General features: G+C 61.7%; 19 protein-coding genes and 1 pseudogene. 17 read left to right on the top strand and 3 right to left on the bottom strand.

All coding sequences use genetic code 11. The features are described from left to right. Positions 1-247: 247 nt before the first annotated feature. The 10 genes and pseudogenes from rpoD to FFR93_RS09860 all read left to right on the top strand — a co-directional run bounded on the left by rpoD (position 248) and on the right by FFR93_RS09860 (position 7,958). A complete protein-coding gene (gene rpoD / locus FFR93_RS09820; RefSeq protein WP_064684285.1) occupies positions 248-2,302 on the top strand; it encodes an RNA polymerase sigma factor RpoD in 2,055 nt (684 codons plus the stop codon). Positions 2,303-2,612: 310 nt separating this feature from the next. Next, a complete protein-coding gene (locus FFR93_RS09825; RefSeq protein WP_064705681.1) occupies positions 2,613-2,906 on the top strand; it encodes a GYD domain-containing protein in 294 nt (97 codons plus the stop codon). 74 nt (positions 2,907-2,980) lie between these two features. Continuing rightward, the gene (locus FFR93_RS09830) at positions 2,981-4,096 is read left to right on the top strand and encodes a DUF930 domain-containing protein (protein WP_138393094.1); all 1,116 of its coding nucleotides are present in this window, start codon (positions 2,981-2,983) and stop codon (positions 4,094-4,096) included. A 107-nt stretch (positions 4,097-4,203) separates the two neighbouring features. Next, the gene (locus FFR93_RS40775; RefSeq protein WP_167358941.1) at positions 4,204-4,365 is read left to right on the top strand and encodes a hypothetical protein; all 162 of its coding nucleotides are present in this window, start codon (positions 4,204-4,206) and stop codon (positions 4,363-4,365) included. Between the two features lie 49 nt (positions 4,366-4,414). After that, positions 4,415-4,558 (top strand): annotated as a pseudogene (locus FFR93_RS09835) (APH(3') family aminoglycoside O-phosphotransferase); the annotation flags it as partial. Between the two features lie 69 nt (positions 4,559-4,627). Next, the gene (locus FFR93_RS09840; RefSeq protein WP_138393095.1) at positions 4,628-5,422 is read left to right on the top strand and encodes an AraC family transcriptional regulator; all 795 of its coding nucleotides are present in this window, start codon (positions 4,628-4,630) and stop codon (positions 5,420-5,422) included. A gap of 150 nt (positions 5,423-5,572) precedes the next feature. Beyond that, a complete protein-coding gene (locus tag FFR93_RS09845; RefSeq protein ID WP_138393096.1) occupies positions 5,573-6,466 on the top strand; it encodes a DMT family transporter in 894 nt (297 codons plus the stop codon). 2 nt (positions 6,467-6,468) lie between these two features. Beyond that, the gene (locus FFR93_RS09850) at positions 6,469-7,167 is read left to right on the top strand and encodes a phenylalanine--tRNA ligase beta subunit-related protein (protein ID WP_138393097.1); all 699 of its coding nucleotides are present in this window, start codon (positions 6,469-6,471) and stop codon (positions 7,165-7,167) included. Between the two features lie 77 nt (positions 7,168-7,244). After that, positions 7,245-7,643 carry a DUF427 domain-containing protein gene (locus FFR93_RS09855; protein ID WP_138393098.1) on the top strand — a complete coding sequence of 133 codons (399 nt, stop codon included), beginning with the start codon at positions 7,245-7,247 and terminating at the stop codon, positions 7,641-7,643. An 84-nt stretch (positions 7,644-7,727) separates the two neighbouring features. Then, positions 7,728-7,958: a hypothetical protein gene (locus FFR93_RS09860; protein WP_020921849.1), complete on the top strand. Its 231-nt coding sequence runs from the start codon at positions 7,728-7,730 to the stop codon at positions 7,956-7,958. 165 nt (positions 7,959-8,123) lie between these two features. On the opposite strand, the gene FFR93_RS09865 is transcribed toward FFR93_RS09860, so the two are convergent. Beyond that, a complete protein-coding gene (locus FFR93_RS09865; protein ID WP_064705676.1) occupies positions 8,124-8,369 on the bottom strand; it encodes a hypothetical protein in 246 nt (81 codons plus the stop codon). 132 nt (positions 8,370-8,501) lie between these two features. Here FFR93_RS09865 and FFR93_RS09870 point away from each other — a divergent pair, with 132 nt between their 5' ends. The 6 genes from FFR93_RS09870 (at position 8,502) to FFR93_RS09895 (ending at position 11,922) form a co-directional block, all read left to right on the top strand. Beyond that, positions 8,502-9,221, top strand: coding sequence for a Crp/Fnr family transcriptional regulator (locus FFR93_RS09870; RefSeq protein ID WP_064711681.1), 720 nt, complete (start codon positions 8,502-8,504; stop codon positions 9,219-9,221). A gap of 40 nt (positions 9,222-9,261) precedes the next feature. Continuing rightward, the gene (locus FFR93_RS09875) at positions 9,262-9,903 is read left to right on the top strand and encodes a DUF922 domain-containing protein (RefSeq protein WP_171049171.1); all 642 of its coding nucleotides are present in this window, start codon (positions 9,262-9,264) and stop codon (positions 9,901-9,903) included. Positions 9,904-9,996: 93 nt separating this feature from the next. Further along, entirely contained in the window at positions 9,997-10,350 is a 354-nt protein-coding gene (locus FFR93_RS09880) for a DUF1428 family protein (RefSeq protein ID WP_138393099.1), read from the top strand. Positions 10,351-10,441: 91 nt separating this feature from the next. Beyond that, positions 10,442-10,864: a secondary thiamine-phosphate synthase enzyme YjbQ gene (locus FFR93_RS09885; protein ID WP_064705674.1), complete on the top strand. Its 423-nt coding sequence runs from the start codon at positions 10,442-10,444 to the stop codon at positions 10,862-10,864. 239 nt (positions 10,865-11,103) lie between these two features. Then, entirely contained in the window at positions 11,104-11,409 is a 306-nt protein-coding gene (locus tag FFR93_RS09890; RefSeq protein WP_064711502.1) for a hypothetical protein, read from the top strand. A gap of 168 nt (positions 11,410-11,577) precedes the next feature. After that, positions 11,578-11,922 carry a hypothetical protein gene (locus tag FFR93_RS09895; protein ID WP_064705672.1) on the top strand — a complete coding sequence of 115 codons (345 nt, stop codon included), beginning with the start codon at positions 11,578-11,580 and terminating at the stop codon, positions 11,920-11,922. 367 nt (positions 11,923-12,289) lie between these two features. Here the strand turns inward: FFR93_RS09895 and FFR93_RS09900 are convergent, their stop codons facing one another. Further along, positions 12,290-13,030, bottom strand: coding sequence for an SIMPL domain-containing protein (locus FFR93_RS09900; RefSeq protein WP_138393100.1), 741 nt, complete (start codon positions 13,028-13,030; stop codon positions 12,290-12,292). Between the two features lie 191 nt (positions 13,031-13,221). Here FFR93_RS09900 and FFR93_RS09905 point away from each other — a divergent pair, with 191 nt between their 5' ends. Beyond that, positions 13,222-13,641, top strand: a complete 420-nt coding sequence (locus FFR93_RS09905; protein WP_138393101.1) for a GNAT family N-acetyltransferase — start codon at positions 13,222-13,224, stop codon at positions 13,639-13,641. A gap of 31 nt (positions 13,642-13,672) precedes the next feature. Here the strand turns inward: FFR93_RS09905 and FFR93_RS40780 are convergent, their stop codons facing one another. Beyond that, positions 13,673-13,816 (bottom strand): hypothetical protein, encoded by a 144-nt coding sequence (locus FFR93_RS40780; RefSeq protein ID WP_171049146.1) that lies wholly within the window; start codon positions 13,814-13,816, stop codon positions 13,673-13,675. Positions 13,817-13,930 lie beyond the last annotated feature (114 nt).

A 13,930-nucleotide genomic window follows, 5' to 3' on the forward strand; every position in this document is an offset into this window, starting at 1 on the left:
TGTGGGAATCACCGTTCGACTTGTTGAAACGGTGAACTGGGTCAAGGCGGATCGCGCAACCATGGCCGGAAAGCCAAAAGCAAGAAATCTTTGCTGTCCGGCACCGGCTATCGTGGTTAATCAGACTTTAAACGTCATCCCGTTAGGTGGGCAAGGTGATTCTAGGGCGGCGCGAGCGGTGCGTCAGGCCTGAGACGGCCCATTCACCGTAGCGAGATTGGATAGCGTCAGGAAGGCGACGATATAAATGGCAACCAAGGTCAAAGAGAACGAAGACGCGGAAGTCGAACGCGACGGCGCAAGCGACGGCCCTCTTCTCGATCTTTCCGACGACGCGGTCAAGAAGATGATCAAGGCCGCCAAGAAGCGCGGCTATGTGACGATGGACGAGTTGAACGCCGTCCTGCCGTCCGAGGAAGTCACCTCCGAGCAGATCGAAGACACGATGTCGATGCTGTCTGACATGGGCATCAACGTCATCGAGGACGAGGAAGCCGAAGAGGCCGGAGCCCAGGGCGGCGATGACGACGACGCTGGTGGCGACGACGACAGCGAAGGCGGCGAACTCGCGCCTTCGGGCGGCACTGCGCTTGCGACCGCCAAGAAAAAGGAACCGACCGACCGCACCGACGATCCGGTTCGCATGTATCTGCGCGAGATGGGCTCGGTGGAGCTTCTGTCGCGCGAGGGCGAAATCGCGATCGCCAAGCGGATCGAAGCCGGCCGCGAGACGATGATCGCGGGCCTCTGTGAGAGCCCGCTGACCTTCCAGGCGCTGATCATCTGGCGCGACGAACTCAACGAAGGCACGACGCTCTTGCGCGAGATCATCGATCTCGAAACGACCTATTCCGGTCCGGAAGCCAAGGCTGCGCCGCAGTTCCAGAGCCCCGAAAAGATCGAGGCCGACCGCAAGGCCGCTGAGGAGAAGGAAAAGACCCGGCGCGCCCGTTCCGGCGACGACGACATCACCGATGTCGGCGGCGAAGGACTGCCTCCGGAAGAGGAGGAAGAGGACGAGGACGAATCCAACCTGTCGCTGGCGGCCATGGAAGCCGAGCTTCGCCCGCAGGTGATGGAGACGCTGGATACGATCGCCGAGACCTATAAGAAGCTGCGCAAGCTGCAGGACCAGCAGGTCGAGCAGCGCCTGTCGGCGTCCGGCACGCTGTCTTCAGCCCAGGAGCGCCGCTACAAGGAGCTCAAGGATGAGCTGATCAAGGCGGTCAAGTCCCTGTCCCTGAACCAGAACCGCATCGACGCTCTGGTCGAGCAGCTCTACGACATCAACAAGCGACTCGTTTCCAACGAGGGACGTCTGCTGCGTCTGGCCGAATCCTACGGCGTGAAGCGCGATAGCTTCCTGGAACAGTACCAGGGCGCCGAACTCGACCCGAACTGGATGAAGTCGATCGGCAATCTGGCCGCCCGCGGCTGGAAGGAATTCGCCAAGGGCGAAAACACGACGATCCGAGACATCCGCCAGGAGATCCAGAATCTGGCGACCGAGACCGGAATTTCGATCTCGGAATTCCGCCGCATCGTGCATATGGTGCAGAAGGGCGAGCGCGAAGCCCGCATCGCCAAGAAGGAAATGGTCGAAGCGAACCTTCGCCTCGTCATCTCCATCGCCAAGAAGTACACGAACCGCGGCCTGCAGTTCCTCGACCTCATCCAGGAAGGCAATATCGGCCTGATGAAGGCGGTCGACAAGTTCGAATACCGCCGCGGCTACAAGTTCTCGACCTATGCGACGTGGTGGATCCGTCAGGCGATCACCCGTTCGATCGCCGACCAGGCCCGCACGATCCGCATTCCGGTGCATATGATCGAGACGATCAACAAGATCGTCCGCACATCGCGCCAGATGCTGCACGAGATCGGCCGTGAGCCGACGCCGGAAGAACTGGCCGAAAAGCTTGCCATGCCGCTCGAAAAGGTCCGCAAGGTCCTGAAGATCGCCAAGGAGCCGATCTCGCTCGAAACCCCGGTGGGCGACGAAGAGGATTCGCATCTCGGCGATTTCATCGAGGACAAGAACGCGCTGCTGCCGATCGACGCCGCCATCCAGGCGAACCTGCGCGAGACGACGACCCGCGTACTCGCCTCGCTGACGCCGCGCGAGGAACGTGTTCTGCGCATGCGCTTCGGCATCGGCATGAACACCGACCACACGCTCGAAGAAGTCGGCCAGCAGTTCTCGGTCACCCGCGAGCGTATCCGCCAGATCGAGGCGAAGGCGCTGCGCAAGCTGAAGCATCCGAGCCGCTCGAGAAAGCTGCGCTCCTTCCTCGACAGCTGACGTTTCGACAATGCCATCATGATTTGGAAAAGCCGGGTTTTACGCCCGGCTTTTGCTTTTATGATTAGTCCCGATGATTCCGCCGGCTTTCTTGTCGCCTTGTGGTGACAAGCCTATAATCCGGCCGCGGGGGAGGGATCGATCGCAACGCGCGAGCGAGGGGCGACATATGCCTGCACGGCCTATCCTCCGCTGGATCCAGATGATTGCAGGCCCTGCCGGCCTGAAATCCGAATCCGGATCTGCATCAGGAAATAGAGCATGATGTCGTCTGCTCACCATTTCGGCACCACGCTCTGGGAGGTGCGATATGACCACTTACATTCTTTTGATCGATTGGACGGACCAGGGCATCCGCAACGTCCGAGACTCGCCAAAACGGCTGGACGCGGCGAAGAAATTGCTCGCCAGCGTCGGCGGCTCCTTCACCCAATTTTATCTGACGATGGGCGGGCATGACATGGTCGCCGTCTGCGAGGCGCCCGATGATGCCGTCATGGCGCATTTCACCCTGGCGCTGTCCATGGGCGGCAATGTCCGGACCGAGACGCTGAAGGCTTTTCCGGAGGCGGCCTATAGGGATCTGATAGGTTCGCTCAGCTAGACCGAAGCCACAAAAAGCTTGCGACGGCCGCCCTGCCGGCCGATGAGGGACGGCGATCACGAGGTTTTTTGCTTTTGCGGCTTGATGCTGCCGGCTTTAAAGGCCACATCGCTGCTGTGACCGAAGAAGTGGAATTGGCAGAGACGAATCATGAAACGGTAAAACGGCGGCCCGAAATCCGCTGGGGTATCGGCGCGTCCGTGCTTCTGCATGTGCCGGTCGTTGCCCTCCTTATCTTCGGCCTGCCGAAGATCGAGCCGAAGCCGCCGGAGGACGAGAGCGTGAAGGTGGAGCTCGTCCCGCCGCCGGAGGAGAAGAAGCCGGAAGAGAAGAAACCCGAAGAGAAACCGCAAGAGCCGACGCCGCCGCAAGAGGTTAAGAAGGCGCCTCCGCCGCCACCACCGCCGCCGTCCCCTCAGCCAAAGGAAGCTGCAGAGCTTCAGCCCGAGGTGCGCAAACCACTGCCAGCGACGCGTCCGGTCTTTGAATTCGGGGACGAGGATACCGGCCCGAAGAAATCGAGCACCGGAAGTTCCTCGCAAGGTAAGCCAAATGCGGCGCCTGTTCCTCCACCATCCGAGCCGACACCGACGCAACCTGAGCCCGCCGAGAATGCAGCGGAAAAGCCGGCTTCGATCCAACAACCTTCGGGCAATCCTGTTCCTAAGGACGTGAATTTGCCGGAAGTTGCTGCGGTGGATACTCATCCGGAACGAGATGCGCCTGTCGCCGCTACAACGGAAGAAGCGCAGACGAACTTCGAAATGGAGGGGCCTTCCGAGACAAAAAAGCCGACGCAACAGGAGGACGAGGCGCGGAGGGAGCAATTGCCACAGGCAAAGACGCTGTTTTCACGTAGTATCACCGATGATCCCGTTGCTCGCACGGCGATCGGCAATATGTCGCGCGGTCAACGCATGGACGAACTGTGTCGAACCGAGCTCGGTCAACAGCTTGAGCACGAATCGCCTAAGTATCGAGGAGCTGGTCTTCCTTCCTATAAGTTCACGAACGAAACAGTGGTGGAGGTGCGGCAGAGGGGCCGTTTCGTGAGCGGCTCCGGCCGTTGGTATCGTATTCAGTTCCGGTGCGAGGTAAACGCTGATGCCACAAAGGTCCTGGCGTTCTTCTACAAAGTCGGAGACTTGATCCCCCGCAGCCAGTACGCCGAATTTAACATTCGCGACTAGCTCCTCGTGATCCTGAACTGCGCTCAGAAACAACCAGCCACGCGCAAGGAACCCTACCTAACCTCTCCTCATTGGCCGTGATGGTACGGTGAAGAAGGGACAATGATATGTCGAACGAGATCGAGCGTTTTCTGGAGCGGCAGGACGAAGCCGTGAGCGCGCTGTTTTTGGAAAACAAATCCGACGAACTCACCGATATTCTGGTGGCGGCGCTTGAAGAGGCTTTCGAGATCCTGCTCGAAGCAGCCCCCGCCGAAACGCTTCATTGACATTTTCAAGGCATTGCCGGCTGGATTCTGCGGCGGGCGTCTGGCCGGCCATCAGGATATCGCGCTTGCCTGCCGCAGCATCGCCTCCAATTTCGGCGAGGCGCTGGTGCAGCCTTTTCTCGATCGGTACGGGATGCCGGCGCCGGATCCTGCGCGGCTCCATTACTATCGGCTGCTCGACGAGTTCTTCTAATCCGTAGCGGCGGTTGCGCCCCATCTGTCCGGCTGGCAAAGTGGCCGGGATCGGACCTGCGGATGTGAAATGCCGAAAAACCAGTTCAGGATGCTGCGCTCGGCGCTGACAGGCGTCGAAGCGGTGGAAGCCGAAACGCCTCACAGTTTCGCCAGGCACACGCATGAGCAGTTCGGCATCGGTCTCGTCTGGTCGGGGGCACAGAAATCGCTCAGCGGGCGCGGCATGGTGGAGGCCGAGGCCGGCGATATCATCACCGTCAATCCGAACGAGGTGCATGACGGCGCGCCGATAGGCGAGCGCCGGTCGTGGCGCATCCTCTATTTCGATCCCGAGATCCTAACCGGTCTCTCGCAAGAGATCGGCGCAGGGCGCTCGGAAATCCCGCATCCCGTCATTCGCGACGCGGCGATCGCCGGCCGCTTCGAAACGCTGTTTCGGGCGGCGACCGCCAGTGCGGCCGACGGGCTGCACTGCGAGGAGCTGCTTCTGCAACTCGTAGCCGATGTCATGCGGGAAAGCGGCGGCGGTGAGGAGAGGCCGCCGGTGCCGGCGTCCATTCGCGCGGCGCTGGATCTGATCGATGACGATCCTCTTGCCGCCGTCTCGCTTGCCGATCTTTCCAGGGAAAGCGGCCTCAGCCGCTTCCAGGTGCTGCGCGGCTTCGCCAGGGCGACGGGCCTGACGCCGCATGCCTATCTCGTCCAGGCCCGCATCCATATCGCCCGGCGGCTGATCGCTCAGGGCACGCCGCTTGCGGACGCCGCCTTTGCCAGCGGCTTTGCCGACCAGAGCCATATGACGCGCGTCTTCGTGCGCAAATACGGCCTGTCGCCGCGGCTTTATGCCGGCGCGTTTATCTGAGGTCCGAGGTCCAGCCACCCGCCATCGACCTTCGAGGCCCCGGCCTGCGCGCCTCGGGAGGAGGGCTGATCGTGGAAGACGCCCTGCAATTTCGTTCAAGACCCGGACCGGTCCCTGCTGTTTCCTCGGCGCATCCAACAGGAGCGCTGCATGTCGAGACAGGTTCAAGGCTATTTCTATCTGACGCTGGCCATGCTGACGGTCGGTAGCACTGTCATTGCGAGCAAGATCATTGCTTCGGGACTGCCGCCGTTCACCGCCACCGCCTTGCGTTTCGCCCTCGCTCTCCCCGTCTTTTTCCTGCTGATGCGGGCAAGCGGCGCCCGGTTGCCGAAGCTCTCAGGGCATGACCGTCTCATCCTCCTCATCCAGGCCGGCGCCGGCAGCGTCGGGTATACGACGCTGCTGATATCGGGCCTCAGCCTGACCTCGGCGGCCGATGCCGGCGTCATCATCGGCACACTGCCGGTGGTCTCGGCGGCGGTTTCGATCCTCGTGCTGCGCGAACGGCCGGGGCGCGCCCTGCTTCTGGCGGTGGCGCTGGCGAGCGCCGGTGTGTTTTCGATCGCCTTCACGTCGGAGGCGACCGGTGGATCCCTTGCCGGCAATGCGTTGATTTTCCTCGCGGTGATCTGCGAAGGCTTGTTCATTCTCCTGAACAAGCGGCTGACGGCTGACATTGCGCCGCTTGCCCAGTCGACGCTGATGACCGGCATCGGCTTCGCCGTCTCTATCATTCCGGCCATTTTCGAGGCGCCCTTTGCGCATGGATTTTCCACAAGCGCTGCCGCTGCCATCGTCTATTATGCCCTGGTGCCGACCGTCGGCGGCTTCCTGCTCTGGTATGCCGGGGCAGAGAGGGTAAGCGGCACCGAAGCTGCGCTCTTCACCGCGCTTGCTCCGGTTTCGGCCGTCATGCTCGCCTTCGTCATTCTCGGCGAGCCGGTCGACTTCAATCAGATTGCCGGCATCGTCTGCGTGCTGGCGGCCATGTCCGGGCTTGCCTTTGCAGGAAGCCACAGGAAATTCATCGAGGGGAAATAACCATGCAGTTCAGCCATTCCGATGCGATATGGCAGGCTTTTCCGGAACTTGGCGCCGGCGTGCTTCACGCCGAGGGCATTCACTCGGCGGCAGACGTCGAGGAGGCGATCGCAAGTTTCAGCGCGATTGCCGAGGCCCGCTTGGCCAAAGCCCAGGAAAGCGAATTCCCCGAGATCCAGGCCTGGCGGCGCGGCTTTTCCCGCATGGCCTTGAAGCCGACGCAGTATCGCTCCGCCTCCGAGGCGCTGCTGCGCCGCTTCCGCCAGGAGCGCACACTGCCGCGCCTTCATCCGCTCGTCGATCTCTGCAATGCGATTTCACTCGCCTTTGCCATTCCTGTCGCCGTCCTTGACACAGAAAAAATCGCCGGCGATCTCCAGGTGCGGCACGCAACGGGGCATGAGACCTATCTCACCTTCGGCGGCCTAAGCGAGCATCCGGAACCGGCCGAGGTGATCTTTGCAGATGGAGAAGGCAGAGCGCATGCGCGCCGCTGGACGAACCGGCAGAGCGGGCTTTCGGCGGTGCGGGAAACGACGGCCTCGGTGCTGATCGTCGCCGAGGCGCTTCATGCCGGCGCCGGCGAGGATACCGGCAGACTGGTCGCGACGCTGGCGGATGCGCTCCGTCATCACTGGTCGGTGAGAATATCGAGCGCTACCCTCAGCCAGGCATCACCGCGTTTCGCGTTCCAGGCGTGAGGCGAGGGAATGTGAGGTCTTGGGCCGGCGGCATGGGTGCCCTATCTCATGGGCATCCTTATCTTCCGGAGACGAACATGTTGGACAAGTCGATCAAGATTCCGGGGCCGGACCATCCGATCACCGTCGAGCACAATCCCTGCCGCGTCATCGTCACCTTCGGCGGCAGGACGATAGCCGATAGCCGCAACGCGCTGACGCTGCGCGAGGCCTCCTATCCGCCGGTCCATTATATTCCGCGTCGGGATGTCGACATGACCCTGCTTCAGCGCACCGATCACCGCACGCATTGCCCCTATAAGGGCGACGCCTCCTATTACAGCATCGCTTTGGGTGGCGAACGCGCTGAGAACGCCGTCTGGACTTACGAAGCCCCGCATGCGGCTGTCAGCAACATCAAGGACCATCTCGCCTTCTATCCCGACCGTGTCGACGCGATTGAGGAAATGGCTTCGCCCGAGCCCGGCGCCTTCTGACGCCACGGTGGCGGCCGCTGAAAATTCTCCCGGCGGAACCTGCCGCCTGCGGGATCGTTAGGGGCATTATCGAAGGAGCATGCCGTGCCGAAATTCCACTTCCAGCTCTTCGATCGTGATGGTGTCGGCACCGAGACCGGATACGAATTCGAATCCGTCGAGGCCGCCAAGGCCGAAGCGCGAAGGGTGCTCGCGGAGATGGCAGCCGAAGGCCTGCCGACTGCGCCTTTGAACATGCTTTCGGTCGAACTCTTCGACGAAAGCCGCAAACCGCTTGCGGAGATCCGGCTCATTCTCGAAGAAATCGCGAAATAGCCGTAATTGGTATCCGCATGGACAATGCCTGCAGGCGTCGCCTTGGGGCGGCGAAACTATGTCAAATTTAATTGCCGCCTTTGACAGTGGGCCTTAGCGTCGCGTCCATCGACCGAGTCGGATTGATGCAAATACGGGACCCGGCGGCAGCCTCAATGGAGGCCGTCATCGCATGACGTCGAGCCATTCATTGCTGAAGACGAGGCTGGCGACCGTGACCGGATCGCCGCGCTCGTCGCGGACGGTGACGGCAATCGTCATGCGGTCACCTCCCGGCAATTCGTCACGGGCCACGTCCAACAGGATGCGGGTCACCTCTTTGGGGATGTCTTCACGAGATTTGAGCTCGGTGCCGTGCTCGTCGCGCGTCGGACCTTCCCCGTTGTGCAGATCGAAATAGTAGCGAGCCATGTTCTTTCCTGCGCGTCACAGGAGAAATAACTGATGAAGACAATTGTTCCCGAGGCTAGGCATTGATTCTCATAGAAAATATGGATCGCACCGAGGCGGTCCCTAACCCTCGCAAGATTGGGGGACATGACCGTGATTGAAGCCTTGTTGCTGAACCTTGGAAGCCGTGACGTGCTGTCGAGCGAGGAGGAAAACCTTCTCCGATCCATCCTCGTCAAGGACCGGCATTTTGCCGCCGGGGAGGATCTCGTCCCGGAGGGAAGCCGGCCGCCCTACAGCACGCTGCTGCTCGATGGCTTTGCGGCGCGCTACAAGGTGATGGCGGACGGCAGCCGGCAGATCACCGCCCTGCATGTCGCCGGCGATTTTGTCGACCTCCATGCCTTCCCGGTCAAGAAGATGGATCATGGCATCGTCGCGCTCTCGCCCTGTCACGTCGCCTTGGCCGATCATGCCGACTTGCGGGCGATCACCGAGCGCATGCCGCATCTGACGCGGCTGCTCTGGCTCGACACGCTGGTCGATGGCGCAATTCATCGGGAATGGATCGTCGCCATGGGCCGGCGCTCGAAACGAGCCCAGATCGCCCATCTCGTCTGCGAGCTCTTCATGCGGCTGCAGGTCGTCAGGCGGACGCGGGGCGAAAGCTTTCAGTTTCCGCTGACGCAGATCGAGATGGCAGACGTGCTCGGCATTTCGGTCGTCCACCTCAACAAGACGCTGCAGGCCCTCCGGCGCGAGGGCGTCTTCACCTGGGAAAACCGCACCATCACCATCGTCGACTGGGAACGCCTGCAGGAGATCGCCGAATTCGACCCCGTCTATCTCAGCATCTCCAGGGAGCCGCGCTGATATCAGCGGCCTCGCATGCGCGTTGAAAGCACGGAACGGCATCGTTAGGTTCGGCGGCGGGAATCATTCGGCGGGGCGATGCGTGAAGACGATTTTTCTACCTTGTGTGCTGGCGGCGGTTGCCGCGGCATTGCCGGCGGCGGCGAAGACCGAATGGCAGGCAATCGAGGAGGTGCGGCCCTATTCGATTTCAGGCAGGACGGGTGCCGAGCTTTATGAATCGATCGGGGCACAGGGGCCCAAGGCCGGCGTCACCGGGCGGGTCATCGCCCATACGACGTTCAAGCTCACCTGGACCCGCAAATACGAGCCGCAGGGCAATGCCTGCGTCATCGTCACAAACCGGCCGAAGCTCATTATCACCTACACGCTGCCGAAGCCCTCGGCCGCGCTGCCGCCAGCCGTCAAGAGCAGCTGGGAGGGCTTCATCTCGGGCGTTGCCGCGCATGAGCGGGTGCATGGCGAAACCATCAAGGAAATGGTCAAGGAGATCGAGACGATGAGCGTCGGCCTCACCGTTGCCGACGACCCAGACTGCAAGAAAATCCGGGTCGAACTGACACGCCGCCTCGGCGAGATTTCCGCAAGGCAGCGCCAGCGCGGGCGCGATTTCGACAAGGTCGAGATGGGTGACGGCGGCAATATCCACCAGCTCATCCTCAAGCTGGTGAACGGGCCGTGAGTGCATGAAGAGCCTGCCTTCCGCTTCGTACCTGGACCTGCCCCGCTGGCCTCCTATCTCTGCCGCTAACCGGGATGAGCGAGGAGGTGTGTTATGTCCTATGTCGATGGTTTCGTCGTAGCGGTGCCGAGGGAGAACATCGAGGCCTACAAAAAATTCTCGACCTTCGCCGGCTCGATCTGGAAGGAATATGGCGCGCTCGAATATGTCGAATGCGTCGGCGACGACGTGCCTTATGGCGAGCTGACCTCCTTTCCCCGCGCGGTGCAGGCCAAGGAGGACGAGGTCGTGGTGTTCTCCTGGATTACATACCGGTCGCGACAGGAACGCGACGACGTCAACGCCAAGGTGATGGGCGATCCAAGGCTTCAGGGCGATCAATGGCAGATGCCGTTCGACGGCAAGCGGATGATCTATGGCGGTTTCGAGATGCTGCTGAAGCTCTGACCCCGCTCAGCCGCGGCTTCAGCCAGGCATTGACTTGGCCGTCACGGCGCGCCAACTCGCGGGGAGTGTCATTGCGAGATGGAGAGCGCCCGTGCCCCAGACAATCCTCACCCTGTCCACGCGCGGCCAGGGACTTTACGAATTCACCGATCAGGCGGCGGCCTTCGTCAGCGCCTCGGGGCGGGAGGAGGGACTTCTCACCGTCTTCGTGCGCCACACATCCTGTTCGTTGCTGATCCAGGAAAATGCCGATCCCGACGTGCGCACCGACCTTCTCGCCTTTTTCCGCCGCCTCGTGCCGCCTGCCTCCGATCCGTCGATGGGCTGGGTCGTGCACAGGGCCGAGGGGGCGGACGACATGCCGGCGCATATCAAAGCGGCGCTGACACAGGTGTCGATCGGCATTCCCGTCGCCAGGGGGCGCCTGACGCTCGGCACCTGGCAGGGCCTCTATCTCTTCGAGCATCGCGACCGGCCCCACAGGCGCGAAATCGTGCTGCATCTCGGGACCTGAGCGTGCGTCCTTCCCTCTCCGGGGCCTTGACACCCCGATCAGCCCTCGTCCTTGTACGTTGCCTTTGGTGTATAAACGGGTTGCGAAGGGCGTGGGTGGGTTGATGACGATCGAAAACCACTCATCTTCTTGTGAATGCAAACTGAATGCCCGGTTCGAACACCATTCAGCTTGCAGCGTTTACTGTCGAGGCAATCCCTGAAGGGAGAGCTTAAAAGACCAATCGACGGAGACACTCCATGACGCATTTCCTCACCAAGGCTTGCCTTGCCGCAGTGCTCGCCCTCTCATCAATACCGGCCACTGTTTCCACGGCGGCAGCCGCAGGGCCGCAGACGAGCTTCATCGTCGAGGCGCAATATCACCGCCCGATCCGCGGCTGCTCACCGATGCACGCCGTGCGCAAGGCGCGCGATTTCGGCCTGCGCAGAGCCCATGTCACCCGCATGTCGCCGCGTGTCGTCGTCGTGGCCGGTCGCGACCGTCGCGGCTGGGACAGGATGGTCTTCGCCAATGTCCGCGGCTGCCCGCTGATCCGGCGCTGAGCCTCCGAGCGGCAGGCGCCGACACGCGCTCGCCGCTCCTTTTGCCTTGACGGCGGCACTTCCAGCCGTCTCTTCTCAGATTTGTATAAGTGATTCCACTGACGCTTTGATGCGGAGCGTGGGGAGGGCGGTTCGACCGCACCGACTATAGAACGAAAGGCTTTTTTGATGATGCAGTTTCTGGCAAAGGCGGGTCTTGCCGCCATGCTGACCGCCGGCACTCTTGCCGGCACGGTGGTTCCGGCTGCCGCGCAGTTTAGTATCATTATCGGTGATCCGGATCGCGAGCCGCCGCGCGATTACCGCCGTCCGCCTCCGCCGCCGGGCTTCAATCGGCGTCCGCGCGGCTGCGATCCGCGTCTGGCCGAAGATCTCGCCCGCGATTACGGCTTCCGCCGCGCGCGCGTCGTCGACATCACCCCGCGCCGAGTCATCGTCCAGGGCTGGACCCGTCGCGGCCCCGATGAAATGAGCTTCGGCAACGTCCGCGGCTGCCCCCCTCTGCGCCGCTGATTTTTGTAGATACGGGCCGCGTCTCCCCGATGCGGCCGCCAGAACCGCCTTTGCCGGTCTCCACGATCGGCAAGGCGGTTTTCTATTTTGTGGGATTGTTTTGCGCTCGGTTCGACCAGTGCCCGAGGCCAACCCCTCTCCAAAAGGGGAAGGGCTAAGCTGCGGTCTCCGCCGACCAAAAGGAGAAGCCTTGCTGGCTGTTCCTCTTTTTGCCGACTGGTGCGATAGGGTTTTATGTGAAGCAGTGCGGCATCTTAGCCCCTCCCTTTTATGGGGAGGGGCCGTTGGACGGCCGCAGCGCAAAACCGGGCTCCATCAACCTCTCGTCGAGGATCTGCTGCCCATTGCACCTCTTTCCAGGTGCGATTTACTGCTCGATGGCAAAGGTCACAGTGACGCTGACAGTGTAATTGTTCTCGCCGCCCTGGACGGGGACGGCCGCTACGTCAGCTTCCTTCATCATCGTGGCGCGATAGACCGGCTGCGGCAGCGGGCGAGGCACATTCTCGTTGATCTCGAGGATGCGGCCGAGCTTGACGCCGGCGGCTTCGCTCAACGTCTTCGCCTTCTTGACTGCTTCAGCGACGGCGTTCTTGCGCGCCTCTTCGAGCGCCGCGTCCGGCTTGTCATTGGTGAACTGGATGTCGCCGCCCTGGTTGATGCCGAGCGTCACCGACTGGTCAATCACCTGGCCGAGCTTGGAAAGATCACGCAGGCGGACGGTAACCGAGTTGATCGTCTGATAGCCGATCAGCTGCGGCTGCTGTTGCTGGCCGTCGACCGGCTGCGGATAATTATACTGCGGCTGGATGGAAAAGCCCGAGGTCTGCAGGTCGCGCTCGGCGATACCGCCGTCCTTCAGCGACTTTAGCACGTCGTTCATCGCCTTGTTGTTCTCGTCGAGCGCCTCACGGGCGGTCTTCGCCTGCTTGACGACGGCGAGGTTGACGACGGCCATGTCGGGCGCCAGCGACGATTCGCCATCGCCCGTCACCGAAATCACCGCCTCACGCGGCTTTGTCTCCTGCGCCAATGCAGGCGCTGCACTGCCGAGCGGCAGGGCAAGAAGGGCAGTCATCATAAGTGTCTTCGAGAGAATCGGCGCCATGTTTCATTCCCTAGTTGTCGTTTCCCGATCAGCTTTCTGTCGGTTGATTGTGAAGCTATTGCGGCGGAAGGAACGGGCGCGGCCGCATTGGCAGAAAAATGTCAGAGCGTCCGGCTTGCCGCAAAGCCAAGGCCGTCTGGACCGCAGCCTGCAGGCCGTTATCATGCGGCAACTATCATGGCGAGGAAACAATGTTCGAAATGCTGGATCCCGTGCCGGCCGATATCGTGGCTGCGATTTCCGATGGCCTCAGCGCCTTCAACGAGAGCTCGAACATCCGGCGCGAAGCCTTCGCCATCATCTGGCGCGAGGATGGGAGGCTTTTCGGCGGAATCACCGCGTCCGTTTCCGTCTCGATCCTCTTCATCGGCAACCTGTGGGTTGAGAAATCGCGGAGGCTTACCGGCATCGGCACGAAGCTGATGGCGGCGGCGGAAGAGGAGGGGCGACGCCGTGCTGCCGGCACGGCCTGTGTTGATACGCTCTCGACCCAGGCGCCGGCCTTTTATCCGAAACTAGGCTATGTCGAATTCGGCAGGATCGGCGGGCGGGCCGAAGGCCGGCCGGTCGATCGGAGATGGTTCCGAAAAGAATTGTCCGCCGCCGCTTGATAGGAGCTGTCGGCGGCGGCTTCGCGGCGCGTCAGGCGCCGAAATCATCCATGAAGGAGGGATGGATCGCGGGCTTGCGCTCTTCGCGGGCTACGCGGATGCGCTGGGGAACCGCACCGAGACCGGCGACGAAGCGGGTCAGGAGGTTGCGGTTGAAAAGTTTCTGTATGCTCATGGCAGTTCACTCATTCTTTTTTTTGTTAGCCGGCCGCATATATTTTGCCCAGGCTGCCATAACAATGGGCAATTTGGCATGACTGCTATGCACAGGTGTGCAAAGCGATCACAT

The sequence above is a fragment of the Rhizobium sp. MHM7A genome (assembly GCF_005862215.1).
GTDB lineage: Bacteria > Pseudomonadota > Alphaproteobacteria > Rhizobiales > Rhizobiaceae > Rhizobium > Rhizobium bangladeshense.

What these genes read in the sequence shown, in the direction of transcription:
- FFR93_RS09905 (WP_138393101.1), top strand. Translation starts at nt 13,222, where the DNA reads ATGTTCGAAATGCTGGATCCCGTGCCGGCCGATATCGTGGCTGCGATT.
- FFR93_RS40780 (WP_171049146.1), bottom strand. Translation starts at nt 13,816, where the DNA reads ATGAGCATACAGAAACTTTTCAACCGCAACCTCCTGACCCGCTTCGTC.
- FFR93_RS09825 (WP_064705681.1), top strand. Translation starts at nt 2,613, where the DNA reads ATGACCACTTACATTCTTTTGATCGATTGGACGGACCAGGGCATCCGC.
- FFR93_RS09895 (WP_064705672.1), top strand. Translation starts at nt 11,578, where the DNA reads ATGATGCAGTTTCTGGCAAAGGCGGGTCTTGCCGCCATGCTGACCGCC.
- FFR93_RS09900 (WP_138393100.1), bottom strand. Translation starts at nt 13,030, where the DNA reads ATGGCGCCGATTCTCTCGAAGACACTTATGATGACTGCCCTTCTTGCC.
- rpoD (WP_064684285.1), top strand. Translation starts at nt 248, where the DNA reads ATGGCAACCAAGGTCAAAGAGAACGAAGACGCGGAAGTCGAACGCGAC.
- FFR93_RS09855 (WP_138393098.1), top strand. Translation starts at nt 7,245, where the DNA reads ATGTTGGACAAGTCGATCAAGATTCCGGGGCCGGACCATCCGATCACC.
- FFR93_RS09840 (WP_138393095.1), top strand. Translation starts at nt 4,628, where the DNA reads ATGCCGAAAAACCAGTTCAGGATGCTGCGCTCGGCGCTGACAGGCGTC.
- FFR93_RS40775 (WP_167358941.1), top strand. Translation starts at nt 4,204, where the DNA reads ATGTCGAACGAGATCGAGCGTTTTCTGGAGCGGCAGGACGAAGCCGTG.
- FFR93_RS09845 (WP_138393096.1), top strand. Translation starts at nt 5,573, where the DNA reads ATGTCGAGACAGGTTCAAGGCTATTTCTATCTGACGCTGGCCATGCTG.
- FFR93_RS09865 (WP_064705676.1), bottom strand. Translation starts at nt 8,369, where the DNA reads ATGGCTCGCTACTATTTCGATCTGCACAACGGGGAAGGTCCGACGCGC.
- FFR93_RS09890 (WP_064711502.1), top strand. Translation starts at nt 11,104, where the DNA reads ATGACGCATTTCCTCACCAAGGCTTGCCTTGCCGCAGTGCTCGCCCTC.
- FFR93_RS09880 (WP_138393099.1), top strand. Translation starts at nt 9,997, where the DNA reads ATGTCCTATGTCGATGGTTTCGTCGTAGCGGTGCCGAGGGAGAACATC.
- FFR93_RS09850 (WP_138393097.1), top strand. Translation starts at nt 6,469, where the DNA reads ATGCAGTTCAGCCATTCCGATGCGATATGGCAGGCTTTTCCGGAACTT.